This window comes from Novacetimonas hansenii (assembly GCF_014843995.1).
Classification (GTDB): Bacteria; Pseudomonadota; Alphaproteobacteria; order Acetobacterales; family Acetobacteraceae; genus Novacetimonas; species Novacetimonas hansenii.
In genome coordinates, this window is sequence record NZ_CP062147.1 from 2,366,016 (window position 1) to 2,392,528 (window position 26,513).

Here is a 26,513-nt window from a genome sequence, read left to right on the forward strand (position 1 = left end):
ACGCTTACATGAGGCAAGGCAGGGAAAACTGGTATCAGGCCACGCGAATTTCCACCGTATGCAAGCCCTTGAGGTCATGTGCATCAGGATGACCGACATGGAAAGGTTCAGACGGCAGCATCTTTAGATCGGAAATGCCCGTCAGCGGCAGGCAACTCCACTGCCCGGTCGGCGCAACACCTTTTTGATGTGCATCTTCTCCACGATAAATCAGGACATGCGCGACACCATCGGTTTCACCCAGAGCATGCGGGGAACCGATATAATTTTTTTCATTAAAAGCAAATCCAACAACAACTTTTTTCTGAATTGCCTCACGCAGGCTATCATGAACTGACATTAATAATTTCCATTCCGGTCTGAAGAAGGTTTCATACACTACGCGTTATAACGCAGCCTGCCTTTTATACCCTTCCCGTCAGACCAGAGAAGTGCGCCACACAACCCGCAAGCGCAATTCAGCCCTGCATGCCCCCACCGCCATGCAGCCATGAAATCCCGCATGCCTGCTGCAAAGCAGGAGGCGTGCAGGCAGGACGGTCATATCATGCTGCCTGAAGAATTTTTTGAAAAACCTTAGAGAATTTTTAAGAATGTAAATCCGATAAGATTGTGAAATTATAAAAGTTTTTGGTGAATCTTTTTTCAAAAACCTTTGAAAGACGTTGCCTTGCGATCGAAAGGAAACATCAAAAATCTTTTCCTACTGTTTATCAAAGGCTTGTTTTCAAAAACCCCCTAAAAAAAAGAAAAGTTTTTGGGTGCTGACTTTTTTCAAAAAGGCGGCGTCTTCTGAAGCTTTTTAGAAAAAGCTTTACCAAAAACTTTTATAATTTCACGACCTTATTGCTTTTAGATTTTCAAATAATATCTTATGAAAATATCATTATATTTCCCAAATATTTTCCAAACAGCCTCATCAATACTGAAAAAATGTCGCAGTTGCATCGGACAGGGCGGACATCGTCAACGCCCCGGTCCATGCACAATGCACGATCCAAACAAACAATGCGCCACAGATCATACCCACTGCCGCATGGTCGTGTCTTACTCCCCTGCCCGTTGGACATGATGCCGCCGCAGGGGCATGTAGAGAACGGGTTTGGATCAATTTTCTGACCGCCTGCAAATCAGTTGAACTCCACAGTTAACTGTCGCGACAGGCTGGTGCGCCGAAAGGAAAGCGCCACCTGTTGTGTCAGGTCATCATCATGCGACAGCGAGCGGTTATGAAATGAACGTACACTGTCATGCGTGGCATAAAAACGTCGGGTCTTGCCATCCAGCTCCACAATAACCGTTCCAACAAACGTACCGTCGATTTCGATAATATGAGATTCAAGCATCGGTTTACTGCCTTTCCTGCCCGTCATTACAGGCCATATGCCAGCAGCATTGCCACTGACTATCCTTTCCAGATGCGCCCTGTGGGCCAGGGACGCATATTCGATAGGTAACATCGGCCGATGCGACACATTCGTGCGGTCAGACGGGGCATGAACCTGTATTTCCTGTCCTGATCCCGGCATGGGAATGAACGATGGGCAAAGAATATGCGCGCACTGAAAGTGCGTCAATAAAAATATCATTCTTTTTTGTTTTATATTTTTATACACGATTCATGTTGTGAATTTTACAAATTCCATGCCATATGGACGTGAGAATCGTGGATATGCCATGCTCACCATACAGGCGCCCCTGATCGAACGGACGGTCATGAAATTTGCAATTGCCTTGCCCTCCATCACCGGTCAAAATAGCGACAGCCCAGCCACATGTTCCCGCTGGTCCGACCATTTCCATAAAGGCCACGCAATGACAGCCAGACAGCAGCAGGGAGGCCCGACCATTATCGCATGGTCGCTGATCCTGCTGGCGCTGATCAGTCGCATCGCCTTTGGTGGACTGGCTTCCCCGGATAATGTGCTTCATTCGCAAGGCGAACAGCAATCACTGCTGTCGATCCTGTGCGAAGGCGACCTGCCCCCAGATGATGGCCATCACGCCCATCACCTGCCTGCCACCGATATGGCGACCCTGCTGGCCGAAGCACATGGGCTGGATGCCCCGCCGATGCTGGGAACTGTACCAGTGGGCCCCGACATGCTGGCACTGCTGTCGGGGGTGTGGATATTCCCGCCAGTGCGCGGCCCGCCACGTGCACGCTATTCCCCACTATGCCCGCAAGGCCCCCCTCACCTGAACTGAATCGCCTTCCTTATTGCCCCGCCATCGTGCGGGCGCACCCGATTCATATTTCAGGTCTATTCAACCATGTATTGTGCATTCAATGCGGCGTGGCGTCCTGCGCGCGTCGCGGGCTGCATGGCGGCATTCGCGGCCTGCACCGCGATTTCACTCGCCCATGCCGCTGACGCCCCCCATCATTATGGGGCGGCCCATCATCATACCCACACCACAACCAGCGCGCCGAAACCTTCAGTCAGCGCGGGGGAACGGATTGCGGGGGAACGGATTACTGTAATCGGGACATCACATGTCCCGGCGACACTACGCCCCGCCGGTCAGACAACCTACAGCGCATCACGCGAAAGCTTTGCCGGTCATGTGGGTCAGAGCGTGGCCGACATGGTGGTCACAATCCCCGGGGTCAGCTTTGTCGCAGGAAATGGTCCACGTGACGTCGTGGTGTCCGTGCGCGGCTCGGGCGACAGGCAGGCCTATGGCATGAAAAACATCCAGGTACTGGAGGATGGTTTTCCCATGACCCAACCCGATGGGACGGCGCGTTCCGACCTGATCGACCCGCATGCCTATGACGGGGTGGATGTGTTTCAGGGACCGGCCTCCACCGTGTTTGGCAATTACGCAATCAATGGCGCAATCAATTTCCGCACACGCCGGGGCGCGGATATTCATGGGCTGGAGGTCGGGTCGGATTTCGGCAGTTTCGGCATGGTCAATAATTATGCCACGCTGGGCCTGTCGGGCCGGAAATATGACCTTGTCATCTTTGGCAGCGACGTGCGCGGAAATGGCTTCATCGCCAACAGCGGTTATCAGACCTCGACTGAAAACCTGCGCCTTCGGGTCAACCTGACGCCATCAGACCGCCTGATCGTAAAGTTCGTCAACAACATCACCGATACCCACCTGCCGGTACGGTTGTCACTTGCACAATATACCACCAACCCGTTCCAGTCGGGATGCGCCGATGCCAGCCATGCAGCCGCAGGATGCGCCACAGTCAGCCTGCTGTCGAACGGTAGTTATGGGGCGCGTGTCGCCACCAGCCCGCAGGCTGCCGGGCTGGGCCGGTTCGACCGCCGGACAGTCGCGGGCGTGCGGTGGGAACATGATATCAACGCATCCACCACGGTACGGACGCAGTTCACCTATGACCAGCGACATATCGACCAGCCCACGTCACCCTATGCCTATACCGGTCCCTATGATTCCTATGCTGCCAGCAGCGAGGTCACCAATACGGCGCATCCCGGTCGCATGGCGCTGAACAGTTCGGGGGGCATCAGCTTTGATGACCTGGATGGCCTGTCCAATGTCTATAATGTCGCCCCTGGCGGACATGCACGTCAGGGTGCACTGACGCAATCAAGCTGGAGTCACCAGTGGAACGCGGGTCTGCATTTCCAAGAGGATCTGCAATTCGCACGGGCATGGCACCTCGTGGTCGGACTGGGGGGCACCTATTCAGGTCTGGAGGCGCAGGAAACCCTTTTGACCAACAGCGCCAGCGGTAGCACACGCCGCCTTGTCGCTGCTGACCGGCATTTCTTCAACCTTGCCCCCGAAGCCGCACTGACCTATGCGCCATCACGTAACTGGACGCTGCATACACGGGTGGGCACGGCCTATGCCACCCCCACCACATCAAACCTTTTCATCACGCCGCAGGGCACATATGGCAACAATACCCGGCTGAAGAGCGAAACGAGCCTTGGCTTTGACTTGGGGGCAGAATGGCATCCATCTTCCACCATTAATATACAGGCAACGGGTTTTTACGAATTCTACCGCAATGAACTGGTCAGTCAGTCAGCCGGGGTGAACACGGTGGGCGCCTATACGTTCAATGCTCCCGCGTCACAACATCGCGGCGTGGAAGTCGGGGCGACATGGACACCCCTGCCACGCGCGCTGTCAGGGGCCAGGGTCATGCTGAGCTACACCTATGACAACCAGATCTATACCCGTTATACCGAAGTCCTTTCCAACAGCACGATGTCACGCGCGCTTGACCGCTCCGGGAACAGCATTCCGGGCGTCATTCCGCATTTTCTCAATGCCCGCCTTCTGTATGACCAGCCAAGCGGCCCCTTACAGGGACTGGGTGGTTATGCCGAGGTGACATGGCGCGGGGATTACTGGCTGGATAATGCCAATCTTCTCAAGGCGCCAGGATACGCACTGCTCAACCTTGAACTGCATTACGATCCCCCTGCACGTTTCGGATGGATACGTCATCTGCATGGTTTTTTCGAAATACAGAACGTGGCCAACCAGACCTACATCGCCGGGGCAACCAATATTACCGATGTGCTTGCATCAAATGGGCATAATGCGGGGGCGGCTGTTCTTGCGACCCGTACAGGCTCGATCTACGCCGGTTCCCCACGCGCCTTTTATGGCGGCGTGAAGGTCCGTTTCTGAGGATAGATTGATGAATATCCCCCATAACGGTGCCCGCCACCGCATAATGCGCGCGCTGTGGCCCGATTATCGTATGGTCTGGCGATGGCATTTCCTTGCCGGCCTGCTTTGCCTGCCTTTTGTGGCCTTCCTGTCCCTGACGGGTGGCATCTATCTGTTCAAGCCACAGGTTGATGACCTGATCGACTGGCGTTACGAACATCTCGCCACGGGGGGCAATAACGCCCCCCCGTCACAGGTGGTCGCAGCCGCCCTGTCGGCGGTGCCAGGATCGCATCTCCTGGCCTATGAACTGCCACGCACGGCACACAGCGCCACACGTGTGATCGTAAGCCATGGGGCCGATGCGGTACGTGTCTATGTCGATCCCCACTCGCTTAAGATATTAAAGCATGTTTCTGAAGAACACCGTTTCGAGCGTATTATTTTCAACCTGCATGGGCAGTTGCTACTTGGCAATGTCGGTTCCGTAATCGTGGAAATGGTGGCATCGTGGACAATCGTTCTGATTGTAACCGGCCTGTATCTATGGTGGCCACGCGGGCGCAAAGGACAAACCGGCGGCGTGGTATATCCCCGCCTCAACGCGCGGGGGCGGACACGCCTGCGCGATCTGCATGCCGTCACCGGCGCATGGCTTTCGCTCTTTGTCATACTGTTCCTTGCATCCGGCCTGCCCTGGTCGTTTGTATGGGGGCACGCGCTGCAATCCGTTGAAAAAACCATTGGTCGCATCACAACAATACAGGATTGGGAAATCGGTCATGTCCGCGTGCGCGACACCATCGCGGGGACACCTGCCACGCCCCCCGTACCGGACACGATGACAGGCATGAAGGGTATGTCCTCCATGCCTGGTATGGATATGCCCCCCGTCGCCACCGCACCGGTTCCTCCCCTGGATGAGGCCGCTTTTGACAGGGTTGCGCTGACGGGGGCGACGCTCGGCCTGCGCTATCCCGTGCTGCTTACCCCCCCGCCACAGGCCGGACAACCATGGCAGGTGCGTTCCGATACACAGGACCGCCCCTGGCGCATGACGGTGCGCATCACCCCCGACGGGCAGGTCGTAGGGCGCGACACATTCGCGGACAAACCGATCGTAGATCGGGTAATCGGCTATGGGGTGGCCGCCCATGAAGGCCAACTGTTCGGGATTGCCAACCAGATCATCAACCTTGTGGTTGCACTCGGCCTGCTGGCGATGAGTATTGCCGCCTTCGTAATGTGGAGCCGTCGCAGGCCACCGGGCCATATCGGTATCCCGCCATCGGTGCGCGACGGACATATGGGGGGGGCAACCATCACCTGCATTGTGGTGATGGGGATTGTCCTGCCGGAACTCGGTGCCGCACTAATGGTGATTGTCCTGCTATGCGCCCTGACGAACCCCGACAGAAACTCAGCCGATAAATCATAGTTTTTTTGATGAAGATTTTTTCGCAGGCTTTCAAAAGGAGATCTCCTGCCTGAAAAAACACGGCACCACTTAACCTTTATTTTCTTCAAGACTGTTTGAAACAGTCAGGCTTGACAACATCCTGAAATGATAAAGGTTTTTGGTGAAGCTTTTCCCAAAAAGATTCAGAAGACGCCGCCTTTTTTGAAAAAAGGCGGCGTCAAGAAACTTTTCTCGTTTTTTATCAATGATTTGTTTTTAAACACTCTCTTACCCTGCGGGCAGGAGATTGCGTAACCGTGTGGCAATTTCCTCCGCACTGGAATCCACGGGAAACATGGACACCATATGGTTCTGCCCATCCATCAGGAACAGCATCGAACTATGATCCAGTTGATAATTCCCGGCGGTGGCAGGCGTGGCCTGTCGTGGGCGGACCATCACGTGAAATTCCGCAGCCACGGCATGGATCGCCTGCGGGTCACCTGTCAGGCCAGTAATACGCGGGGAAAAGGATGTGACATAATCATGGACACGCGCAGGCGTGTCACGTGCCGGGTCGATGGAAATGAAAACCGGCACAACCTGCGCCCCACGCGCACCAAGCCGATCCAGCGCCGCCGTCACGGTCGCAAGCGTCAGCGGGCAGACATCAAGGCAGTGAGTATAGCCGAAATACAGCAACGTATAACGTCCATGGAACGATTGCTGCGTCACGACATGGTTCGTATCATCCAGCAGGGTATAAGGACCACCGATTTCCTCCACCGGCCGGTTTGCGATCAGGGCACGAAAACCCGCCGCCGCGCATAACAGGATCGCGGTTGCCGCCGCCAATCCCAACAATGCACGGCGTTCGCGCCGTTTACGCACGGCCGCCGCAACGCCACGCCCGTCCTTTCGCGCACGCGCCCTGGCGGAAGAAGATGATGGTCCCTTCATGTCCTCCCACTACCCCATCCGCGCACGCAACGCCACGAATTCAGCGTACGGGCAGGTCGCGGTTATTGGCGATGGCTTCCATCGTGATGTACGACGTGATGGAGTCCAGTTCGATCTGTTCGATAAGCCGTTGGTAGATCGCATCGAACGCGTTCATGTCCTCTGACATGATCTTGAGCATATAATCATAATCGCCTGCGATGCGGTAAAAATCGATCACATTGGGGATGCCCATGACGATCATGCGGAATTTCTGCAGCCATTCACGTGAATGATGCCGGGTACGCACCATGACGAATACCGTCAGCCCAAGGCCCATCCTGTCCGGGTCAAGACGCACGGTCTGCCCGGTGATGACCTTCCTTTCACGCAGGGCCTGCACCCGCCGCCAGCAGGCATTTTGCGACAGCCCCACACGATCGGCCAGTTCACGTTGCGACAGGCCGGCATCATTTTGCAGGGCCTGCAGGATGCAACGATCAAAATGATCCATTTCTTTAGTCATTTCAGATCATATGACCACAAAAATACAAAAATAAAGCAGAAAATGGGAAAATACCTCCTGTACAAACAGATAGGCTCTGCGCAGCACGACATTCACGGGAAAACCGACAGATGCAGGACGAAGCCACCCTCTATGCCTCCTTTGCCGCCAGCCTGCGTGAAGGGGACACCTTGGCGCTGCTGCGCGCGGGCCTGATCGGGGAAGGTATCATGATCCCCGGCCCTTTTGGGCCGCATGGGCTGATCTATGCCGATTACGTGGCTTCAGGTCGTCCCCTGCGACAGGTGGAGGCGTTCATCGCAACCCATGTCCTCCCCTATTATGCCAACAGCCATACCGAAGCGTCCTTCTGTGGCGCTTACATGACCCGCATGCGCGCCCGCGCCAGGGGGGAAATTGCCCGGCTGTGCGGTGCGGATGATGGATTTTCGGTCATTTTCACCGGGTCGGGCGCCACCGCAGGGATCAATCGTCTTGTCCACCTGCTGGGCGTAGGGCCGAACGGCGACAATGGGGACGTGGGCAGGCCGATTGTTTTCATCGGGCCATATGAACATCACTCCAACATCCTGCCGTGGCGCGAAAGTGGCGCCGAGGTCATCGAAATCCCCGAGGCACAGACCGGCGGCCCTGACCTTGCCGCCCTTGAACGCGCCCTGTGCGCCACATCGCCCGACAGGATCAGGGTCGGGGCATTCTCGATCGCCTCCAACGTTACGGGCATCATCACCGATGCCAACGCGACCACTGCGCTCCTCCGCCGTCATGGGGCGCTGGCTGTATGGGATTATGCCGGGGGTGGCCCCTACCTGCCGGTGGACATGATGGCGCAGACCCCGTGGGAAAAGGACGCGGTGGTCCTGTCGCCGCATAAATTCATTGGTGGCCCGGCATCTTCCGGTGTCATGATCGTGCGCAACGCAGCCCTGCGCCGGTCACGTCCCACCATGCCTGGGGGCGGGACTGTGCGCTTCGTCTCCCCATGGGGGCATGATTATTCCCAAAGCCCGATCAGCCGGGAGGAAGCCGGCACCCCCAATGTCATCGGCGACATCCGCGCGGCGCTGGCCTTCATGGTCAAGGACGCCATAGGACAGGATACGATGGACGCACGCCATGCCCGGTTACGGCAACGTGCATTATCCGTATGGTCCACCAATCCGTCGCTGCGTATCCTTGGCAACCCGCGGGCCGATGCGCATCTGCCCTTCTTCTCGTTTCAGGTGCGCGACCCGGAGACGGGCGAACCCATCCATCAGCAATTATTTACCCGCATGCTCTCGGACCTTTTCGGCATTCAGGCACGCGGAGGATGCGCCTGCGCAGGACCATATGCGCATCGCCTGATGGGCATTGAGCAGGCACATTCGGACCTGTTGCGCACGGCCATCCTGTCCGGGCAGGAAATTGACAAGCCAGGATGGGTACGCCTCAATTTCAGTGTCCTGATGGATGACGCAAAGGCAGATAAGATCATCCATGCAGTCGATACCCTTGCCCGCGACAGCAGACAGGCCGCATCCCTGTATGCGTGCGACACCAGCACCGCGCGCTTTACCGCCCGTGCAGGGGTAACACCACCGCCCATCGCGACACTGTCGCGATATGCAGGGGGCGGTGTTGCGTAAATATGCGCGCGACAGGACACCGCAACAGGACCCGGCCATGCTGATACGGATTGCCTGAACGGCAGGTTCACGGATACGATGCCCGCTTGTGACGCACAATGCGCGATAGGGGATTTTGTTGTATATCAAGCGCAACCTGCTACTGATCGCGGCGGGCGTGACCGGTCTGTCGATCCTGTTGCTGATGGGCGGTTATTTCCTGTGGTCGGACAACCGGGACGTGGATTTCGCCAGGCATAACATCCTGATGAAACATTCACAGGAAGAGGCCGCCTATGTCCAACAACTGGATGAAGTGAACCAGACGGTCGTCCGTGACCAGAGCGTGTTCCTTGACGTGCATCTCAAGGATTTTGACCAGATGGCCACCCAGGAGGAAAAGGCGTGGCTTCTGAAACAGTTCACAAAATTCGATATCAGCCGCATCAAGGTCTTTGATGGTCTGAATATTACACCCTATTCAGGGATTCCGTGCCATCTGGAACTCTGCTTCGTCCCCATCTTTGCCGAGGAAACATACAGGGATCTGGAAAAGCACCTTGAATATATCCAGGTTGACGCCCTTGATGGCATTTCGCGCACGCTGATCATGGATGCCGAACAGTTCTGGCACCTGCGAAAAATGGTGATCCGTAACGACCAGATCCTGTTCGCCCATATGCGGCCCCAGATGGTCGCCTATGAAAACGAAGTGGAAATACGGAAAATGAAGGATGAAATGGGTATAAAGTAGGACAAGGCCTTCCCCACAAAGGGAATAGCCTGCATAGGGTTCGAAATATACTTTCCAGATTTTTTTAATATAGTTCGTTTGAAATTTTTGCGAACATTCCCTTAATTGATACAGCAGACGGGACGGATATGCATGTTACTGCCCATTAAGGAAACTGCGGGGGTCATTCTCGACATCCGCTATGCTTCGGACAATAATTTTGTCGGTCGTGCGGTCTATGCCCGCCCTGTTGCCCTGTTGCATCGGGAGGCACATGCGGCCTTTGTCCGCGCACTTGCCCGCGCGCAGGTCCTGGGACTTGGCTTTCGGATATTCGATGCATTTCGCCCCATCGAAGTGCAATCCATCCTGTGGGACGCGGTATCGGACAAGACGTTTGTAGCCGACCCGGCCCTTGGCGGCACCCATCCACGTGGCATCGCACTTGACCTGACGCTGTTCGACCTTGCCACGGGGGAGGACCTGCCCATGGGAACCGGGTTCGATGCCGTAACCCCACTCTCGGCCCATGGCGCGCTTGAGGGCCTGTCGGCTGAGGTGATCCGCAACCGTGCCCTCCTGCTCGGGCTGATGAGTGCGGCGGGGTGGGACAGTTATGAGCCGGAATGGTGGCATTACAACCTGCCCGATGGCGATGCCCTGCCGGTCCTGTCGGCAGCGGACGTGCCCGAAGGGCCTCTATAGGTCATCGGTCCACAGCGCAGGAACGTGCGCTGCCCGCATCAAATGCGGCGGGATTATCCTGCACCTGCTTCCCATCGCCCGGCGCATTTCCATCGTGGCGCTGATACGATGGGGCTGGATCATGACAGTTTCCACCGCCAGCATGGGCATCGGGGGACGGCATCCGGCCTGCCCCCCCATCATACCGGCCCATAGACAGCACATTCCCGTCGCCATGCTGCCACACGCGATGCGGGGCAGTTCCTGTCGGACCGCCCCCAACAATGACTGAGTGCCAGCAGGAACGCAATCATCATATCATCGGTCATGGCGTCCGGGATGTGGACCATGGCTTTCGTCATGCTTAAGCTTAACTTTGGATCAAGTGCAGTCATTTACAAAACCGTTGAGCGTACTCAGCTCCGGTTCAGGCAGGGCAGGCATGATATCGGGGGAAGCGTAGCGCCACCATTGCGCACCACAACATGAATAAAGGCAGCAGGCACCAAAAGCATATCCGACAGGTCACGCACCATACAGACAGCATCTGGCACATTTCCGATCACGGATGGCATCAGCGCCAGCGACACGATATCGGGCTTTATCAGCACTCCGCCATTCCCTGATGACGCAGGCAGCCACATTGCCTGCCCCCGATGGATCAACAATGCACCTTGACGGCCAGAATCCCACGCGGTCCCCTTATGATGGCGGGAATATGTTGATAAATCGGCTACGTCGGTATTTTTTCTTTCATGAAACAATCGACAGTTATCGTGTCAGCCTGTTCTTTCATGATAGGAACCTGCAACAGACCGACCATGCCAGCCTACACTTTACTTTCGTGCCTCCATTTATGCGGTAGTCCATGAAGACAAAACTACGCCCACGCCAGTATGGCCCCCTGCGCACCCTGTCGCGCCGACTGACGCCCACCCGCCTGACGCACTGGCTGGGCATACGGGCCATCAGCATGGCGCCCGAACAGATTGCCCTGCGCGAAGGGCTGCGTGCGGCGGTGGCGGTCGGCATCATGATGGCGCTTGCGCTGACGTTGCAGATGCCGCTGATGGCCTGGTCGGCCTTTGCCGCGTTCTGGACCTGCCTGGTCGATCCTGGTGGCCCGCTGGTCGCCCGGCTGCGTACGTTGCTGACATTCGGCACGATGGGCACTGTAATTGCCGCCATAATGTCCATGGCGGCGGGGTATGGTCCCGTGCTGGCCGCACCATTACTGGCGGTGATTGTCCTGTGCTGCGGATTGAGCCGTCTGCGTGGCGCCACCGCGACGCAGATCGGGGTACTGGCCGCCATCGTGGCGGTCGTGGCCATCTGTTATCCCATGCCACCACATGGTGCGCTTGTACTGGCCGGGTTGTTTGCACTGGGGGCCGGATGGGCCGTGGTGGTCTGTACCATTGCATGGCCCGTGGATGCATATGCCCCACTGCGCCAAGCCTGTGCAGAAATATTTCGCGAAGAAGGGCGCATGACCCGACGCATGGTGATCCCACCGCGTCAGGGTATGGCTGGCATAAGCGGTGCGCGCACTTCGATTGGTGCCTATCGTCGCGAAATCCGCAGTCGCATCGAACGGACCCGCGCACGCATCGAAATCCTGTCACCAGATGCCGCAGGCAGCCAGACACGCGCCGTTTTGTTGCCCACACTGGAAATATGCGATCGGATTTTCGTGGTCCTGATCGCTTTTGAACATGCGGTCCTGCTGGCACCGCCATCGCCGATGACGCGCCGTATCCTGCGTCATCTGATGGTCATGCTTGAACGTGCGGCCCGGGTGGTGGGTCAACCCACCCCCGATACGATGGCGCTACAACGCCATATCGCGCGGATTGATATGCTCTGCGCCCATGAAAACAGCCTTTATGGCCGTGGCGCACGCACATGTGCCACGGCCCTGCGCGACCTGCTCTTCACGTTGTCTGAAACACCACGTCAGCACCCCGTGATCCATGACGGGGGGCGGACGGCGCATCAGGCACGATGGCGCGGATGGCCGATGGTACTGCGCCACGCCATGCGCCTGTCGGTATCGGTGCTGGTGGCTTATGGCATCACACGGGAATTCTCCCTGCCCTATGCCTACTGGGCCATGATGGCGGTGGTCGTGGTCATGCAGCCACAGGGCGTGATCACCCTGCCCCGCACGATCGAACGTGTCGTGGGCAGCATCGCGGGCGGGTTGCTGGCTGCCATCATGGGCGTCGTGCTGCCCATGTGGCTGATCCTCGTGCTGATTTTCCCGCTGGCTGCGGCAACGATTGCATTACGGGCGGTCAATTACACACTGCTTGTCCTGTTCATGACGCAACTGTTCGTCCTGGTTACGGACCTTGTCAGTCCAGGCGCAGGATGGGATGTGGGCATGGCACGATCGGTCAATAACATCATCGGCAGCCTTGTCGGGCTGGCGGGATGCCTTGTGCTCTGGCCCGAACGCCGCGGCCCTGCCCTGGCGACCCAGGTGGCGGAAGCCTTTATCGCCAATATCCGCTACGCCGTCATGGCGACCGGCACGCATGAGGCCGAACGTGACAAAATCGAACAGGCCCGCCGCATGGCAGGCACCACAAGCACCCGGGCCGAAATCCAGTGCCAGCAGACCCGGCTGGAAGGATTGCACAGATCCGCCCGCCTGGACCGGGCGGAACAGATCCTGTTTGCCCTGCGCCAGATGGCGGGAATGGCCAGTGTCAACTGGATGGAACGCTCCCTGTCCCCCTCCAGCGCGGAGGCAACCACACCGGCACGGTTTGCACAGGTCATGCGCCAGATGGAATGGCCCGAAATCGTCTCCCCACCGCATCGCACCCTCCCCTCCCTGGATGAAATGGCCGCGATGCTGCATGATATGACGCCCGTGGGCGAAGATACCCGTACATCGTAAGAGACTGTTTAAAAAGTCAGGCTTGATAACATACTGTAATTATAAAGGTTTTTGGTGAAGCTTTTTCTAAAAATCTTTAGAAGACACCGCCTTTTTGAAAAAGGCGGCACCCAAGAACTTTTCTTATCTTTTATCAATGAGTTGTTTTCAAACAATCTCTAACTTCTCTGCCGCGTCAGGGGGCATCCACAGGACGCGGGCGCCCGTTTTCGTCAAGGGCGACAAAAACAAAGTGTCCTTCCGTCACTTTCTGCCGCTGGCTTGCGCGGCGCACCCTGCGCCATGCCTCCACAGCGATGGTCATGGAGGTACGCCCCTGTTTCGTCAGGTGGGTATAAATGCTGACCTCGTCCCCCACCGATACGGGGCGATGGAACACAACACGGTCGATCGCAACCGTCGCGCAGCGTCCCCCCGCACACAGGGCGGCGGTCGTGCTGGCGGCAAGGTCCATCTGCGACATCAGCCAGCCGCCAAAGATGTCCCCTGCCGGGTTGGTGTCCGCGGGCATTGCCACGACACGGATGGTCAGTTCACCAGATGGCTTGGCGTCGTCTTCGTGCATGGGCTTCCCTCTGTCAAAAGGCTGCCATCATTATTCCCAACAGGAAAAACGTTTCCCGGCACATACCTTTTTCATGTAGGACGATATTACATGATCGACGTTCACGACACGTGACTTTGCCACACGTAACAGCACACATTTTGGTGACGTGATGGCGCGGCATATCAAAAGCCCGGCGCATCAAAAATCGCACGACACGCGACCACCGATGAAACGCGGGGCGCCAGGAATATAGAAATAGGTGGTAGTCGCCATGCCACCGCTTTCGGCATAACGTCGATTGAGCAGGTTCGTCGCATAAACCGTGGCCGACCAGTGCCCGGATGCCGGGTGGAACGTCGCATGCGCACCCAGCAGGAAATAGGGCGGCAGGCGATAAAAACCCGTCCCGCCGGGTGTAATCGCCTGACTGTCGCGATACAGCCAGTCGGGACCGACATCAATACCATAATGCGTGCCCAGCGCCTGACGCCATTCCGCATTACCATTCAGGGTCAGCTTGGGTTGTCCGTTATCCACACCGGCAAAATTATCCTCAATCGCCTTCCACACCCCATGCCGTGCATAATAAGCATTGGTGGCGGCACGGTTCACGGTTGGAAAATTCTGGAAATTTCCCCGCTGCCACCCCAGATTCTGCGTCACGAACAGATGCGCGAACGGATGTATGTCCAACGTTGCCTCAAACCCCCAGCTTTCGGATTTGGGCGCATTTGTAATTTCACTCAACGGCCCATAATCAGGGATCAACACTGTCCCAACCAGTTGCTGGTTATGGTAATCATTGTAAAATGCCGCCGCATTAAGGCGGATACGGTTGGGAATGGGGTCACTTTTCAGGCCAAGTTCATAGGTCAGGACAGTTTCGGGCTTGAACGGGTTCAACTGTGCCTGGATCTGGGTATTGTTTGCCGTGAACCCGCCAGGTTTGAATCCCTTGCTGATCTTGAAATAAACAAGCTCATGCGCCGCTGCCTGCCATGACACTTCGGCCTGTCCCGCATATTGCGCGGCCGCCGTGCTTTCGCCATGAAAATCGCGCGATACACCGCCAAAGATGACAGATTGCAGGCCGGAGATCGACCGGTCATCAATTTCATGCAACAGCCCCACCCACAGGGTTACGCCATGTCCCACGCGATAGCTGACATTACCGAATTCTGAGGTGTTTTCCTGATCCATACCAAAATGGGTGGCCATCATATAACCGCGTTGCGGAACATAATCGGTATAATCAAAAAAGAAGTGCTGCTGCATGCGGCTGCGCTGGTAAAAGGCCCCCACCGTCCATTGCAACCGGTCATGCGGGTGGGAAGATTGCAGGCGCACTTCCTGTGTAAAAGTATTCGCGTCAATGGTGCGATAAGTATCGGCCTGTGCCAGTGCGGTGCCATCCTGGTCCGTATACTCACCTTGCCGTTCCGTCTCGAACGCGCTGATGGATGAAAATATCACCGGGCCAAAATCATGGGAGAAATGGACATCCGCACCCCAGAACTGGTTATGCTCGCTGGGTTTCAGCCCCGGCTTGCGCCCAATCAGGCGGGCGAATTCGGGACGCATGGACCATTGCGTCTGCTGCCATGACCCCGTGGGCAGGGGGGCTTTCCCCACCAGACGATCAACGGGAATGGGATTGACCACCTCGCTGTCATCTTGGGTAAAATGCCCGGAAACCAGCAAGGTGGTATGGCTGTCAGGTGTCCATTTCAACTTGCCGCGCAAGGCCCACAGGTCAGCATCGCCAAGGTGGGCACCATTGACCGGATCAGTCTGCCACCCGCCGCCCTGCTGCGTCTGTCCCGCAAGGCGGAAGCTCAGCCCACGTGCAAGCGGACCTGAAACATACGCCTCGCTGCGGCTGCGGGCGTAGGAGGCGATATCCTGCCGTGCGCCGTAATGCCAGTGATCGGTCGGGTCATTGGTACGCAACCGCACCTCTCCCCCCGTATCGGACTGTCCATGGCGTGTGCCCACCGGCCCCGGCGTAACTTCTGCCCCAGCCAGATCGAACATCATCCCGTCCGTCATCGTCGAAAACGCAAAAGGAACGTCATCGAAATAGGACAGTACCGACGGCATGTTATTCTGCGTAAAATCGTTGAAACCAACCCCACGCAGGTAAAAATTGGTCGAGGCCGTGCCGTTGATGCTCTGGATGGTCAGGTTTGGTGCCACACGCTCCAACCCGCGCAGGGATACGACCCCGCGTTCGATCAGGCGCGTACCGGTCAGGCGCGTATCCGCATCCGGGGAATGCTGCGCCTCAGGATAGGGGAAATCGCGACGCTGCGCATTGACCGTGATGGCTTCGGCCCGGGTGGGCATGGCCTTTGCCGGCCGTCGTGCATGGGTATGGCGCGCGACTGATGGTGCCGCATACGCCTGCTGGGACAGCGAAAACATGGCCATCCCCCCCATTGCCAGACACCCGCACCGAAACAACAGCGACAGTATCTCATGGTCAGGTCGTCTTAGGACATGGCGCATTATCGGGTGTCTGTTACCTGTTGTATATTCAGATGTTTCCACCCTGCAATTGCGCAGCGCAAGGTGGCCATATTCATCATGGGACATGATCGCCAGACCCGGACATCACCACATCATGCCCCATATGCCGGACCAAGCGTATAAAACCAGCCGATCACGATGTAAAAACATTTGTTCGCCGCATGATATGTCCAAACGCTTCATCCGGCATGTTATGACAATATTTGCCTTATTCGTGCAAAGGCGGTTTTTTACATTCCCACTTTGAAAAATACAACCGCGAGGCCGACTGTATCGTGCGTTCGATATTGGGGTGCCATCCATGCATGGATATCGCCACGATCATGACCACGAACAGGACGGACAGGATCGGACGAAATTTCGTTTGTCTTGGCGGGGTCCATGCCACAAACCCGGCCACCATCACAATACCGATCCCCCCACCCACCATGACCTCAACCACGGTGTGATAACCCAGCGCAACACGGGTCCATCCCTCCAGCACCGCAATGGCCAGCACCCCGACCGCAAGGGAAACACGGTCAAGCCGCGTCAGCGACAGCAGGCCGCCATATACCATGGTCGCCGCCATCGTATGACCGCTGGGGCTGTACAACACACGATGACGGGCGGGACCACATGCCTCGAAATACAGCTTCAGCAGCAGCATCACCCCTGATCCCGCAAGAACCATGACAGCCCATGCCACGGCCATACGCCAGCAGCGACACAGCATGAAGACAAACAAGACCCCCACCTCCATAGGGATCATCAGGGCCTGATCTCCCGCATTGGTCAGGACATGCATCATCTTCCATCCCGTCTCATGCATGGATCTGCGGCCTGTCCGTCTCCACCTCCGCATGGCATTGTCCCGCAGTGGCATATACCGGCACCAGCGCGTGATGCGCGATACGTGCGGGGTCCATGGCCGCGCACTGAAGGTCAATGCGCGCGATCGCGGCAACCAGCATGGCGATCAGCAGGTAAAAATCGAGAAAGCCCACAGTCGGACTGGAAAGCGATGCCGCAATCAGACGTGCGACAAGGGCGGGCACCACGCCTTCGATAACCAGGCGCTCCGGCCCCGGCGGCACACGCCTGCGCGCCGCCATCGCCGCACGTAACAACCGCCAGTCAAAGACCAGAAGGCCAATCGCCCCCACCACCCCGATGGTCGATAACAGACCAGGCAGCAGGCTGGACGCCCGGTTGCTGCCCCACCCCACCCCAAGCCCATAGGTTTCCCCGACAAGGGACATGGAATCCCGATCCACCTGGGAACGATCCTGATAAGACTGGCTGTCTTTCTTTTCCGCCGTGGACTGGAACACGAACTGTGCCGCAGGCACGACCTGTGGCGCAACCGTGACGACCACCAGCCCCCCACAGGCCAGCAGCGCAATCCCCACGACAATCATTCGGGTTATATTTCCCAAAAGCTGCATCGACCCGGTGGCGATGGCCGCCACGGGCAGGAGGCAGATTTCCATCGCCACGGTAATGAAACCCGTGGTCGAGGTCGTGCAAACAAGCGCAAGGGCCGACGCAGGGACCAGCCATCTGGCACGGGCCACGGAATATCCCTGCAAAACGATCCAGACGCTGGAAAACAGGATTTCACCAAGAAAGGCGGCACAGGCGGCTGGTTCCGAAAACGACGCATTGATGCGTGGCACCGGCCCTGCGGTCTGGGTATTAAGGACGGCCCAACCGGGATTGGAATAAAAAAACGTATCGGGAAACGGGACACCACCGATCCGGTGCGCGAACTGCCACATGCAGATCCCCACGACACACCACCCCGACAGCAGGAAGGTCCGGTAAAGACGATCCAGCCGAATGTCGCTGCGGGTCAGGAAACGTGCCGCCAGCACCAGGAAGAGTGTATTTATCAGCAGATACATATCCTGCGAGATATTCCCGAAATTCGGCGCAAGCAGTACCCTGCCCCCCACTGAATCGCTCTTTTGCGGCCAGACCATGACCTGGTTCATGAACAGTCGTGGCATGATCATGGAGGCGAGCAGCGTCCATGCCACCACCGCCACGAACGGGAAACACAGCGCCATGACCGTACGTTCCCCTGGATAATGAACCCCCATCACCCATTGCAGCATCACGAAGCTCATGAACGCCATGGCGGGCACCATGGCAGGCTGTACCCCCAACCCACCCAGCACCAGTGCCGCCGCCGCAGGCAGAATCCCTGCAAGCAGCAGGATATGGAGCATCAGCAGCGGACGCATCCATAACAGCAGGCACAGCGGAAACAGAATCAGTCCGACAACCGGGATCGTCATAGCACATAGCCTCCGCCTTACCTGTTTCCATGCGCGACCTATCGCGGCGTGTGCATCCGGCGTGCGCAGGTGTCACGCATCGCCTGCCCCACCACGTCAGACATGGACTGGCGGAAGGCCTCATGCGAAAAACGCCGGGCGTTGGCGCGACAGGCACGTGCAGTCATCCGGTCGCGCATCGCCTCGAACCGTTCGACCGCATCAATAATGGCGTCCGGCTCCTGCTCCTCGAAAAACACACCCGTCGGCCCCTCGGGATCATCGGCATCACGAACAATGTCACATGCACCACCACGCCCGAAAACAATCAGCGGGGTGCCACATGCCTGCGCCTCCACCATCGCGATCCCGAAATCCTCCTCCGCCGCGAAAACAAAGGCGCGTGCCTCCTGCATCATCTCCAGAACCTGCGCATCACTGACACGGCCACGAAAGATGATGTTCGGCGCGCCTGCCGCTACCGCCTCGATCCGGTCACGCTCCGGTCCGTCACCCGCCACATGCAGGACACGATGGGGCATGCGCCGGAATGCCTCCACCACAAGGTCGATGCGTTTATAGGGAACCATGCGTGATATCACGACGTAAGCCTCGCGTCGTGGAAGCATTTTTTCATGAAACCTGTCGATATCGACAGGGGGATATACAATCACAGCCTCCCGGCGATAGACCTTGCGTATCCTGCGCGCGATATAGCTTGAATTAGCCACAAACACATCAACACCGGCGGCGGACCGCACATCCCAGTTGCGCAACCGATGCAGCAGCCAGCGTGCGTATATTCCCTTTATCCCACGCTCCATCCCGCCATGGCGCAGATATGCCGCCTGCATGTCCCATGCATAACGCATCGGTGAATGGACATAACAGACATGGACCTGGTCCGGCCCCGTAATCACCCCCTTGGCCACCGCATGGTTACTGGAAATCACGAGATCGAATCCCGCAAGATCAAGCTGTTCCACGGCAATGGGCATCAGGCCAAGATAATATCGAAAATACCTTCTGGAAAAAGGAAGTTTCTGTATGAACGTCGTCCCGACTGATCGCCCCCCCAGAAAGGCGCGACGATCAGGGGGCATGAAATCGACGATCGCAAAGAGTGCAGCGTGCGGATACATCAGCACAAGCTGTTCAAGCACCCGTTCAGACCCCGCATAATGCTCCAGCCATTCGTGGACGATGGCAACACGCGGGGCCATCGGCTGCGGGCGTGCCGCAGGAAGAATATTCATGAATTACCCCTCCGCTTTGCTGACTGTCACGTCCCCTTGCCGTGCATGTGTCCACATGCTTTACAGGGCAGGCACGTGGGCATTATCCATATCTTCAGACATAGGCATGAAGATATCGCCGACATTACGTAAACAGGGCCTGACGCGGCACCGAGCAGGAGATGATCTTTGCCCCTGAAATCCCGCCACAGGCCACAAGGTACCCCCACATCGTCATCGCGCGCCCCATTGCGCCCCACCGTACCGGACCGCCTGCGCCCCGCACGGGGCATGGTTATCGGCATCATGATCGGCCTTGCATGCTGGGGGGCGATCATCGCGGCCTTCTGTCTGCTGCGATGATCGCGGGTATGGTATCAGAAGTGACGTTCGTATATTTTTATGACATCGCCCGGTTTTACGTAATCATGGGGCTTAAGATACCCGACAACCGCATGATCCCCTTCCTGCCGCACGACATAGGCACGGGTTTCCAGCGCACGATAGGTAAATCCCCCCCCCGCCGCAACCGCCGTCAGCAGCGTCATGGCCGGCTGGTAGGGATACTGGCCAGGCTTTGCTACTTCCCCCAGCACTGACACCAGGCGATAGGCCGAAACCTCGACCGAAACACTCGGGTCACGCAGCATCCGCGCCGCCTGCAGGGCCTTTGACACCTCGGTTGCGAATTCCACTGTGGTCAACCCTGCTGCCTGCAGGCTGCCCGCAACGGGAAAGGCGACCTTTCCGCTGCTATCGACACGAAAATCCGATGTAAACTGATCCTGTTCATATGTCATGACACGGATTTCATCATCCACGCCCAGACGGTACTGTCCGGGGTCATAAGGGGGAACCGGTTTCAAATCCGAACCGGGCGCGCAACCTGCAAGCAGGCCCCCCATCACGCCCATGATCGCCGGCAGCCAGATGGCCGCCCGGCAGGGTCTTGAACAGGTCGTCGGCATTGCGTCGTATGCTCCTGTCATCATATCCATCCCGGCAGGAAGACCAGACGCCCGGATACGCGTCGCCTAAAGCGAGAGATGAAACCCGACCAGAAAAGTATGTATCGGGAACTGTCCGCTTCCCACCGTATTCTGACTGCTGAAATCATAATTTGCCGACAGGCGCATGTGGCGGTTGATCAGCCACTGCACCTCGGCCCCCACGCCATAAAACGTCTGGTTATTGTGCTCCTGGTACAGGACCGTGTTCTGTAGAAAGGCCGGAGCCGACGGATAGTTCGCTTTCTGTATCTGTCCATATGCAGAAAAAACGATATTACGCTGATACGTGTGCGTTACACCGATCCGCGCGCCGGTAAATGTATAGCCAACCACATTTTCAAAGGCGCTGTCCTCAATCCCATGCCGGACGCTCAGGGTTGCCGTGGTCAGGCGCGTCGGCGCCCAACTGAGTTCGGCTTCCGCCATGGGGGAATTGATGCTGCCATATGCGCTGGCACGGTAACGCCGGGTCTGGTACCCTACAAGGGCACGGAACCGTAACGGACCGCGCATGCCGAAATCATACCCCGCCATGACCGATGCACCGTTGGAATCACGCGATGGCGCATTTTCCAACGGGTTCTGGTAACGGATTTCCGTCCCCTGCATCACCAGCAATACATGGCTGTCACCGCGCAGCTCATATTGCGCGGTCACCCCTTCGGTCACAAGCACACGGTCACGATATCCCTGGCTTGGCTGATTCGCGGTCGGGGTAAAATAATCAAAATGATAACGCTGCACGTCAACCTGCGGGATGATACTCAGCCGCCCATGTGTCGTCGCGGTATAGCTGATCCTGCCGTCATCAACCTGGTACGGCACAGGGCGATTGACAATCAGCGCGCCAAGATCCGTGGGCATCTGCACAAGCGACAGGTGAGTATAGGAGACACCAATCGTATCGTGACCAAAATCATGCACCCCGCCAAGGTTGGCGGTCCAGTTCGTTCGGTTCTGGATGCTGCGCGACGGATAGCGGATATCGTCCACGTTGATATTACCATGGACCTGATCGCGCTTGCCCCACCTTGACACCGCCGACAGGTTCCCCTGTGTGGAGACAACCGCGCTGGAATGACCGCCGACGTTGCGGTCAACGTTGCTGGCATATCCTTCCGATTCGCTGCCATCGGCATCAATGCGCAAAGGTCCGTACCGCTTACCCAGCGGCGTATAGGCCCCCATCGCACGCACCTGCGCCGGTTCCTGCGCCAATTCACCCGCCCCGCTTCCAATGGCCGGGAAATAGTTGTCGATAACCTGGGCATATGCGCCATCGGCCAGGAAAATCGGAGCCGCAGCAGTCAGGCCCAGCCTGAAGACAATTATTTTGCGCACCAGAGACCTATTGAACATTCATGAATGGAAACGCCGGGGAACAGCCATCTGGGAACCTGCCTTAATGGGGTATTCTTGCTTCTTTCTTCGGACAAGGAGGCATAGGCACGCAGATTTAATTCCTTCTTAATATTAAATTATTTCGGCGTCTTTTCCATTTTCGCGTTTTCATAACAAAACTGTGGTCACTTTCGCGTTATTGTTGGAAATAAATTTTTAACCTTTCGGCGAAACTTGCTTCCACGCTGCCACGTATAGGGCCTGTCACGGTGAAACCGGCAATCGTCAAAAGTGCTTTCATGCAACTGCGTTGCCGGACCAAATAAAAAACGCGGCACCAAGTATTCTTGGCTCTACATATTTTGAAATAATGCGGAGTATATCATGGATACTCATCTCTCCCCCGCGGCCGTCGGCCCCATCCCTGCGGCAATACCCCGTAGTGATGCACCCTTGGGCGAGGTGGAGGGAATCCATACGCCTACCATCCAATTACGACATATACATTTTTCCTGCACAACAGGTCTGATTGCCGCGGATTGTGCCGCATTTTCGCTATGCCTGGCCATCGAAGAAATGTTTTTCCCAAAAAACATTCATTACATGGAACTGGAAAACGTGTTTTTTCTGTCCTGCGCCATGCTTGTGGTCATGATTGGTTATTTTACATATCAGCGCCATTACACCGATCGCCCCCCATTCTGGAACGAGGTGGCACAGATCGTCATGGCGGCAGCCATGGCGGGAATGGTCGTTTTTGTGCTGTCATGGCCTGACACACATGTCCTTTCTGCCTTGTTTCCATTCATGATGTTCCCCTTTGTCGATGTGGCACTGCGCCAGATCACGAAACGGGTGCTGCATGCCATGGGACTGTGGCGCATTCCCGTACTGCTGGCTGGCGAACCCGAGGATTGCGGTCGCGCCATTGAGATATTTTCCAGCGAACGCTTCCCCGGCCTGCGCTCGGTTGGTTGCATCCCGCCATCGCGGCTGCTGCATATGTCGGGCACCCACCTGCACCGCATGCTGCTGGCCCGCCACGGGGCGGCGCGACTGCTGCTGGTCATGGACGTGCATGATGGTGACGGGCGGCGCGTGGTCGAACATGTCACCCGCACACGCCTGCCATTTTCCCTGATGCCGTCAATGCACGGACTGCCGCTGGACCACGGGTGCCAGGCATATTTCAGCCATGACGCCATGATGATGACGTTCCGCAACAACCTGGACCGACCGGTTCACCGGGCCATGAAAGTGGCGCTCGACCTTTTCATAGCCTCCCTTGTCCTGGTGGCGATCTTTCCATTACTGGCGTTGGTATACGCGCTGGTCCGCATCGACGGTGGCCCCGCCATCTTTGGCCATATGCGCATCGGGCACAATGGCCGTCCTTTCCGCTGCCTGAAGTTCAGGACGATGGCGGTCAATTCCGACGCCATTCTGGCCGATATCCTGGCGCATGACCCACAGGCGGCAGCCGAATGGGCGAGCACACGCAAACTGACGTCAGACCCGCGCATTACCCCCATCGGACGGCTGCTGCGCAAGACGAGCCTCGATGAACTGCCGCAGATCTTCAATGTGCTGCGCCTGGAAATGAGCCTTGTCGGACCGCGCCCGATCGTCATGGCCGAAGAAGTCCATTATGGCGAGGACATGGAATATTACATGGCCATCCGCCCCGGGATTACCGGCCTGTGGCAGGTCAGTGGCCGCAGTGACACATCCTATACACGCCGTGTCCAACTGGATAACTGGTACGTGCGGAACTGGAGCCTGTGGCGCGACGTCGTCATCCTTGTGAAGACCGTGCCTGCCGTCCTGGCACAGAAAGGCGCGCGTTAAAGATTGCCCACAGGACAGAGGCAGCCACCATGCCCCTTTTGTCCACAGCGACCCTTTCGGAAGGACGCAAGTGATGAATACGCTCCAATTGCCCGCATCCTTCAACGGCCCCGCGCCAGAACCAACGGCAACACAGCAGGTTTCACCCTTGCATGCCTTCAGCATCATGGGGCGCCACCGGCTGGCGATCGCCCTTGTGACATTGGGGATCGCGGTCCCTGCGGGGATCGGCATATTCTCGCTCAGGCCGTACTACAATGCATCTTCGATCCTGATCATCGGCACACATCAGGCCCCGTTTCGCGATCTGCAGGCCACGGTTTCCTCCCCCGAGGTGGACACCGTGGCCGTCAATAGCGAGGTCAGCATCCTGCGCAGCCCGGCCATTGCCCGTGCGGTCGCCCAAAAACTGGATCTGGTGAATGACCCGGATTTTCGGGAAGCACTCGATCATGTCCCGATCAGTAAACGCATGATCGACGCAATTTCGCGCATGTTCGTGACACCACCGCCACAAATTCCGATGACAGCGGACGAACGCCTTCAGGCCACCAGCCTGCTTCTCAACCAATGGGTGACGGTCCTCAATGACGGCCGGTCATATATCATCACCATCACGGCCAGTACGGTCAATGCGGCAACCAGCGCGCGCATCGCCAATGCCTATGCGGATGTCTATCTCGATTTCAAACGCCACATGAAAATTTCGGCGACATGGCAGGCCAATGCCCTGCTTGACGAACAGATCGCCCCCCTGAGGGAACGCCTGCGCAAGGCAGAACAGGCGGTGCAGGCATTCCGTGAAAAAAACGGCCTGATCGCGGCGGAGCTGGAGCGCGCGCCGGGCGCGAACGGCAACAGCAATGCCGATGGCGGTGGCACGACCGTGACCGACCAGCAACTGATCCAGATGAACCGTGAACTGATTACTGCACGCGGCGACCTTGAAAGCAGGCGTGCGCGTTATACGGAAATACGCAACGCAATTCATAATGGCAGCCTCGACAGTATTCCCGATGCCGTTTCCTCCCCCCTGATCCAGCAGTTGCAGGCGCAGGAAGCCCAGATCAGCAGCCGCGCCGCAAGCCTGAGCCAAACGGTCATGGACGGCAATCCCGACCTGCAATCGGTACGTGCGGCCGCCGCACAGGTGCGTGCGCGCATTGGTGCGGAAATCCAGCGTGTCGCCAGCAGCGCCGCCAAGGAACTCTCCAGTGCTGAAGCCCGCGTCGCAGCCCTGTCCGCCGAAGTAGACAGGCTACAGGGGCAGGTCACTGCTGAAAATGAGGCGGACGTGACCCTGCGCCAGTTGCAAAGCGAGGCAACCGCGGCACGCACGGTCTACCAGGACTACCTTGGCAGGTTTGCCCAGACCTCCACACAGGCGGAACTTCAGGTGGCGGAAGCCGACCTGATTTCACGGGCCGAAACACCACTTGGCCCCTATGGGCCACCACGCAAGCAATATATGCTCATTGCCTTCATCTTCGCACTTATGATGGGAGCAGGCTCCGCGCTGGTCATCGACCGGATGCGCAAGGGAGTACGCAGCACAGCCGAACTTGATGCCATACCCGGCCTGTTCGCGCTGGGACTGGTGCCGGCCTTCGCCGGGTCACTGTCGCGCCAGTATGCCAGCCGGGACCGTTCGGCGTATCTGGAGACGGTGGAATCCATCCGCAGTGTCCTGTCCTTTGGCCACAGCCGTTTTCGCGCCAAGGTTGTACTCGTGACTTCCGCCGAGCAGGCCGAGGGGAAGACAACCTTCGCCCTGTCGCTTGCGGCCAATACGGGACGATGCGGCCAACGCGCGCTGGTCATTGATTGTGATATGCGCAATCCATCGGCCATGCGCATCATGGGTGCGGTCAGTATCGTACGCAACACCCATGCCCCGGTGTCCCCGCTGCTCGCCGGGCTGGAACGCGACGTGCTGCCCGGTGTCGACATCCTCACGCCCGAGGGAATGATGCATCGGGGCGGCGGTGCAATGCTCCTGCCCGAGGAACTGGGGCAGATACTGGCGCAGGTGGGATCGCACTATGACATGATCCTGCTCGACACGCCGCCTGCACTGGCATTTCCCGATGCGGCCGTGCTGTCACGCCTGACCGATGGGGTGGTGATGGTGGTCAAATGGGGACGCACCAGCGCCGCGACACTGGTACAGGCGATGCGTACGCTGCACACCTATGACGCACGCACGCTGGGGGCAGTACTGACGCAGGCCCCACCTCACAGCCTGGGTGAAGCAGAGCGGCACCCCTTCCGGATTTACAGCCATTATGGACTGCTCCCCCCGACCTGAGGTGGCGCGCAACGTTTGGAGTGC

General features: G+C 57.6%; 23 protein-coding genes. 10 read left to right on the forward strand and 13 right to left on the reverse strand.

Going from position 1 to position 26,513, the window contains the following annotated elements; translation table 11 throughout:
* Positions 1-34: 34 nt before the first annotated feature.
* Complete coding sequence (locus IFJ82_RS10410; RefSeq protein WP_003619358.1) at positions 35-340, reverse strand: hypothetical protein; 306 nt, start codon at positions 338-340, stop codon at positions 35-37.
* 790 nt (positions 341-1,130) lie between these two features.
* Positions 1,131-1,346: a hypothetical protein gene (locus IFJ82_RS10415; protein ID WP_062809235.1), complete on the reverse strand. Its 216-nt coding sequence runs from the start codon at positions 1,344-1,346 to the stop codon at positions 1,131-1,133.
* A gap of 469 nt (positions 1,347-1,815) precedes the next feature.
* Between IFJ82_RS10415 and IFJ82_RS10420 the strand changes: the two genes are divergently transcribed.
* The 3 genes from IFJ82_RS10420 to IFJ82_RS10430 all read left to right on the forward strand — a co-directional run bounded on the left by IFJ82_RS10420 (position 1,816) and on the right by IFJ82_RS10430 (position 6,052).
* The gene (locus tag IFJ82_RS10420) at positions 1,816-2,208 is read left to right on the forward strand and encodes a hypothetical protein (protein WP_062809236.1); all 393 of its coding nucleotides are present in this window, start codon (positions 1,816-1,818) and stop codon (positions 2,206-2,208) included.
* A gap of 66 nt (positions 2,209-2,274) precedes the next feature.
* A complete protein-coding gene (locus IFJ82_RS10425) occupies positions 2,275-4,632 on the forward strand; it encodes a TonB-dependent receptor family protein (RefSeq protein ID WP_192264470.1) in 2,358 nt (785 codons plus the stop codon).
* A 10-nt stretch (positions 4,633-4,642) separates the two neighbouring features.
* Positions 4,643-6,052, forward strand: coding sequence for a PepSY-associated TM helix domain-containing protein (locus tag IFJ82_RS10430; protein ID WP_192264473.1), 1,410 nt, complete (start codon positions 4,643-4,645; stop codon positions 6,050-6,052).
* A gap of 249 nt (positions 6,053-6,301) precedes the next feature.
* On the opposite strand, the gene IFJ82_RS10435 is transcribed toward IFJ82_RS10430, so the two are convergent.
* Positions 6,302-6,973: an SCO family protein gene (locus tag IFJ82_RS10435; protein WP_075595164.1), complete on the reverse strand. Its 672-nt coding sequence runs from the start codon at positions 6,971-6,973 to the stop codon at positions 6,302-6,304.
* A gap of 40 nt (positions 6,974-7,013) precedes the next feature.
* Entirely contained in the window at positions 7,014-7,478 is a 465-nt protein-coding gene (locus tag IFJ82_RS10440) for an Lrp/AsnC family transcriptional regulator (RefSeq protein ID WP_040510685.1), read from the reverse strand.
* A gap of 110 nt (positions 7,479-7,588) precedes the next feature.
* Here IFJ82_RS10440 and IFJ82_RS10445 point away from each other — a divergent pair, with 110 nt between their 5' ends.
* The 3 genes from IFJ82_RS10445 (at position 7,589) to ddpX (ending at position 10,523) form a co-directional block, all read left to right on the forward strand.
* Positions 7,589-9,106 (forward strand): aminotransferase class V-fold PLP-dependent enzyme, encoded by a 1,518-nt coding sequence (locus IFJ82_RS10445; protein ID WP_192264475.1) that lies wholly within the window; start codon positions 7,589-7,591, stop codon positions 9,104-9,106.
* A 118-nt stretch (positions 9,107-9,224) separates the two neighbouring features.
* Positions 9,225-9,839, forward strand: coding sequence for a hypothetical protein (locus tag IFJ82_RS10450; protein ID WP_003619339.1), 615 nt, complete (start codon positions 9,225-9,227; stop codon positions 9,837-9,839).
* A gap of 132 nt (positions 9,840-9,971) precedes the next feature.
* Positions 9,972-10,523 (forward strand): D-alanyl-D-alanine dipeptidase, encoded by a 552-nt coding sequence (gene ddpX / locus IFJ82_RS10455; protein WP_003619336.1) that lies wholly within the window; start codon positions 9,972-9,974, stop codon positions 10,521-10,523.
* A 1-nt stretch (position 10,524) separates the two neighbouring features.
* Here ddpX and IFJ82_RS10460 read toward each other — a convergent pair whose 3' ends face one another.
* Positions 10,525-10,749 carry a hypothetical protein gene (locus IFJ82_RS10460; RefSeq protein WP_192264478.1) on the reverse strand — a complete coding sequence of 75 codons (225 nt, stop codon included), beginning with the start codon at positions 10,747-10,749 and terminating at the stop codon, positions 10,525-10,527.
* Positions 10,750-10,918: 169 nt separating this feature from the next.
* Positions 10,919-11,113 (reverse strand): hypothetical protein, encoded by a 195-nt coding sequence (locus tag IFJ82_RS10465; RefSeq protein WP_192264481.1) that lies wholly within the window; start codon positions 11,111-11,113, stop codon positions 10,919-10,921.
* 257 nt (positions 11,114-11,370) lie between these two features.
* On the opposite strand from IFJ82_RS10465, the gene IFJ82_RS10470 reads away from it, so the two are divergent.
* Positions 11,371-13,410, forward strand: a complete 2,040-nt coding sequence (locus IFJ82_RS10470) for an FUSC family protein (protein ID WP_192264484.1) — start codon at positions 11,371-11,373, stop codon at positions 13,408-13,410.
* Between the two features lie 175 nt (positions 13,411-13,585).
* Here IFJ82_RS10470 and IFJ82_RS10475 read toward each other — a convergent pair whose 3' ends face one another.
* From IFJ82_RS10475 to IFJ82_RS10495, 5 genes are all read right to left on the reverse strand, one after another.
* Positions 13,586-13,975, reverse strand: coding sequence for an acyl-CoA thioesterase (locus IFJ82_RS10475; RefSeq protein ID WP_003619330.1), 390 nt, complete (start codon positions 13,973-13,975; stop codon positions 13,586-13,588).
* A gap of 180 nt (positions 13,976-14,155) precedes the next feature.
* Entirely contained in the window at positions 14,156-16,381 is a 2,226-nt protein-coding gene (locus tag IFJ82_RS10480; protein ID WP_225578629.1) for a TonB-dependent receptor, read from the reverse strand.
* A 313-nt stretch (positions 16,382-16,694) separates the two neighbouring features.
* Positions 16,695-17,297 (reverse strand): phosphatase PAP2 family protein, encoded by a 603-nt coding sequence (locus IFJ82_RS10485; RefSeq protein ID WP_003619327.1) that lies wholly within the window; start codon positions 17,295-17,297, stop codon positions 16,695-16,697.
* Positions 17,290-18,768: a hypothetical protein gene (locus IFJ82_RS10490; protein ID WP_075595170.1), complete on the reverse strand. Its 1,479-nt coding sequence runs from the start codon at positions 18,766-18,768 to the stop codon at positions 17,290-17,292. Before IFJ82_RS10490 ends, IFJ82_RS10485 begins: the two co-directional genes overlap by 8 nt.
* A gap of 38 nt (positions 18,769-18,806) precedes the next feature.
* Entirely contained in the window at positions 18,807-20,003 is a 1,197-nt protein-coding gene (locus IFJ82_RS10495) for a glycosyltransferase (RefSeq protein ID WP_075623930.1), read from the reverse strand.
* 168 nt (positions 20,004-20,171) lie between these two features.
* On the opposite strand from IFJ82_RS10495, the gene IFJ82_RS10500 reads away from it, so the two are divergent.
* A complete protein-coding gene (locus IFJ82_RS10500; RefSeq protein ID WP_155734108.1) occupies positions 20,172-20,345 on the forward strand; it encodes a hypothetical protein in 174 nt (57 codons plus the stop codon).
* A 14-nt stretch (positions 20,346-20,359) separates the two neighbouring features.
* Here the strand turns inward: IFJ82_RS10500 and IFJ82_RS10505 are convergent, their stop codons facing one another.
* Entirely contained in the window at positions 20,360-20,950 is a 591-nt protein-coding gene (locus IFJ82_RS10505; RefSeq protein ID WP_003619324.1) for a polysaccharide biosynthesis/export family protein, read from the reverse strand.
* 66 nt (positions 20,951-21,016) lie between these two features.
* Positions 21,017-22,333 carry an outer membrane beta-barrel protein gene (locus tag IFJ82_RS10510; RefSeq protein WP_110550071.1) on the reverse strand — a complete coding sequence of 439 codons (1,317 nt, stop codon included), beginning with the start codon at positions 22,331-22,333 and terminating at the stop codon, positions 21,017-21,019.
* Positions 22,334-22,717: 384 nt separating this feature from the next.
* On the opposite strand from IFJ82_RS10510, the gene wbaP reads away from it, so the two are divergent.
* Both wbaP and IFJ82_RS10520 read left to right on the forward strand, forming a co-directional pair.
* Complete coding sequence (wbaP, locus tag IFJ82_RS10515; RefSeq protein WP_192264488.1) at positions 22,718-24,181, forward strand: undecaprenyl-phosphate galactose phosphotransferase WbaP; 1,464 nt, start codon at positions 22,718-22,720, stop codon at positions 24,179-24,181.
* 73 nt (positions 24,182-24,254) lie between these two features.
* The gene (locus tag IFJ82_RS10520) at positions 24,255-26,489 is read left to right on the forward strand and encodes a GumC family protein (protein WP_003619321.1); all 2,235 of its coding nucleotides are present in this window, start codon (positions 24,255-24,257) and stop codon (positions 26,487-26,489) included.
* Positions 26,490-26,513 lie beyond the last annotated feature (24 nt).

Coding starts and splice junctions, on each gene's coding strand:
- ddpX (WP_003619336.1), top strand. CDS start 9,972: ATGTTACTGCCCATTAAGGAAACTGCGGGGGTCATTCTCGACATCCGC.
- IFJ82_RS10410 (WP_003619358.1), bottom strand. CDS start 340: ATGTCAGTTCATGATAGCCTGCGTGAGGCAATTCAGAAAAAAGTTGTT.
- IFJ82_RS10435 (WP_075595164.1), bottom strand. CDS start 6,973: ATGAAGGGACCATCATCTTCTTCCGCCAGGGCGCGTGCGCGAAAGGAC.
- IFJ82_RS10445 (WP_192264475.1), top strand. CDS start 7,589: ATGCAGGACGAAGCCACCCTCTATGCCTCCTTTGCCGCCAGCCTGCGT.
- IFJ82_RS10480 (WP_225578629.1), bottom strand. CDS start 16,381: ATGTTTTCGCTGTCCCAGCAGGCGTATGCGGCACCATCAGTCGCGCGC.
- IFJ82_RS10420 (WP_062809236.1), top strand. CDS start 1,816: ATGACAGCCAGACAGCAGCAGGGAGGCCCGACCATTATCGCATGGTCG.
- IFJ82_RS10415 (WP_062809235.1), bottom strand. CDS start 1,346: ATGCTTGAATCTCATATTATCGAAATCGACGGTACGTTTGTTGGAACG.
- IFJ82_RS10440 (WP_040510685.1), bottom strand. CDS start 7,478: ATGACTAAAGAAATGGATCATTTTGATCGTTGCATCCTGCAGGCCCTG.
- IFJ82_RS10505 (WP_003619324.1), bottom strand. CDS start 20,950: ATGCCGACGACCTGTTCAAGACCCTGCCGGGCGGCCATCTGGCTGCCG.
- IFJ82_RS10430 (WP_192264473.1), top strand. CDS start 4,643: ATGAATATCCCCCATAACGGTGCCCGCCACCGCATAATGCGCGCGCTG.
- IFJ82_RS10475 (WP_003619330.1), bottom strand. CDS start 13,975: ATGCACGAAGACGACGCCAAGCCATCTGGTGAACTGACCATCCGTGTC.
- IFJ82_RS10495 (WP_075623930.1), bottom strand. CDS start 20,003: ATGAATATTCTTCCTGCGGCACGCCCGCAGCCGATGGCCCCGCGTGTT.
- IFJ82_RS10490 (WP_075595170.1), bottom strand. CDS start 18,768: ATGACGATCCCGGTTGTCGGACTGATTCTGTTTCCGCTGTGCCTGCTG.
- IFJ82_RS10520 (WP_003619321.1), top strand. CDS start 24,255: ATGAATACGCTCCAATTGCCCGCATCCTTCAACGGCCCCGCGCCAGAA.
- IFJ82_RS10485 (WP_003619327.1), bottom strand. CDS start 17,297: ATGCATGAGACGGGATGGAAGATGATGCATGTCCTGACCAATGCGGGA.
- wbaP (WP_192264488.1), top strand. CDS start 22,718: ATGGATACTCATCTCTCCCCCGCGGCCGTCGGCCCCATCCCTGCGGCA.
- IFJ82_RS10470 (WP_192264484.1), top strand. CDS start 11,371: ATGAAGACAAAACTACGCCCACGCCAGTATGGCCCCCTGCGCACCCTG.
- IFJ82_RS10425 (WP_192264470.1), top strand. CDS start 2,275: ATGTATTGTGCATTCAATGCGGCGTGGCGTCCTGCGCGCGTCGCGGGC.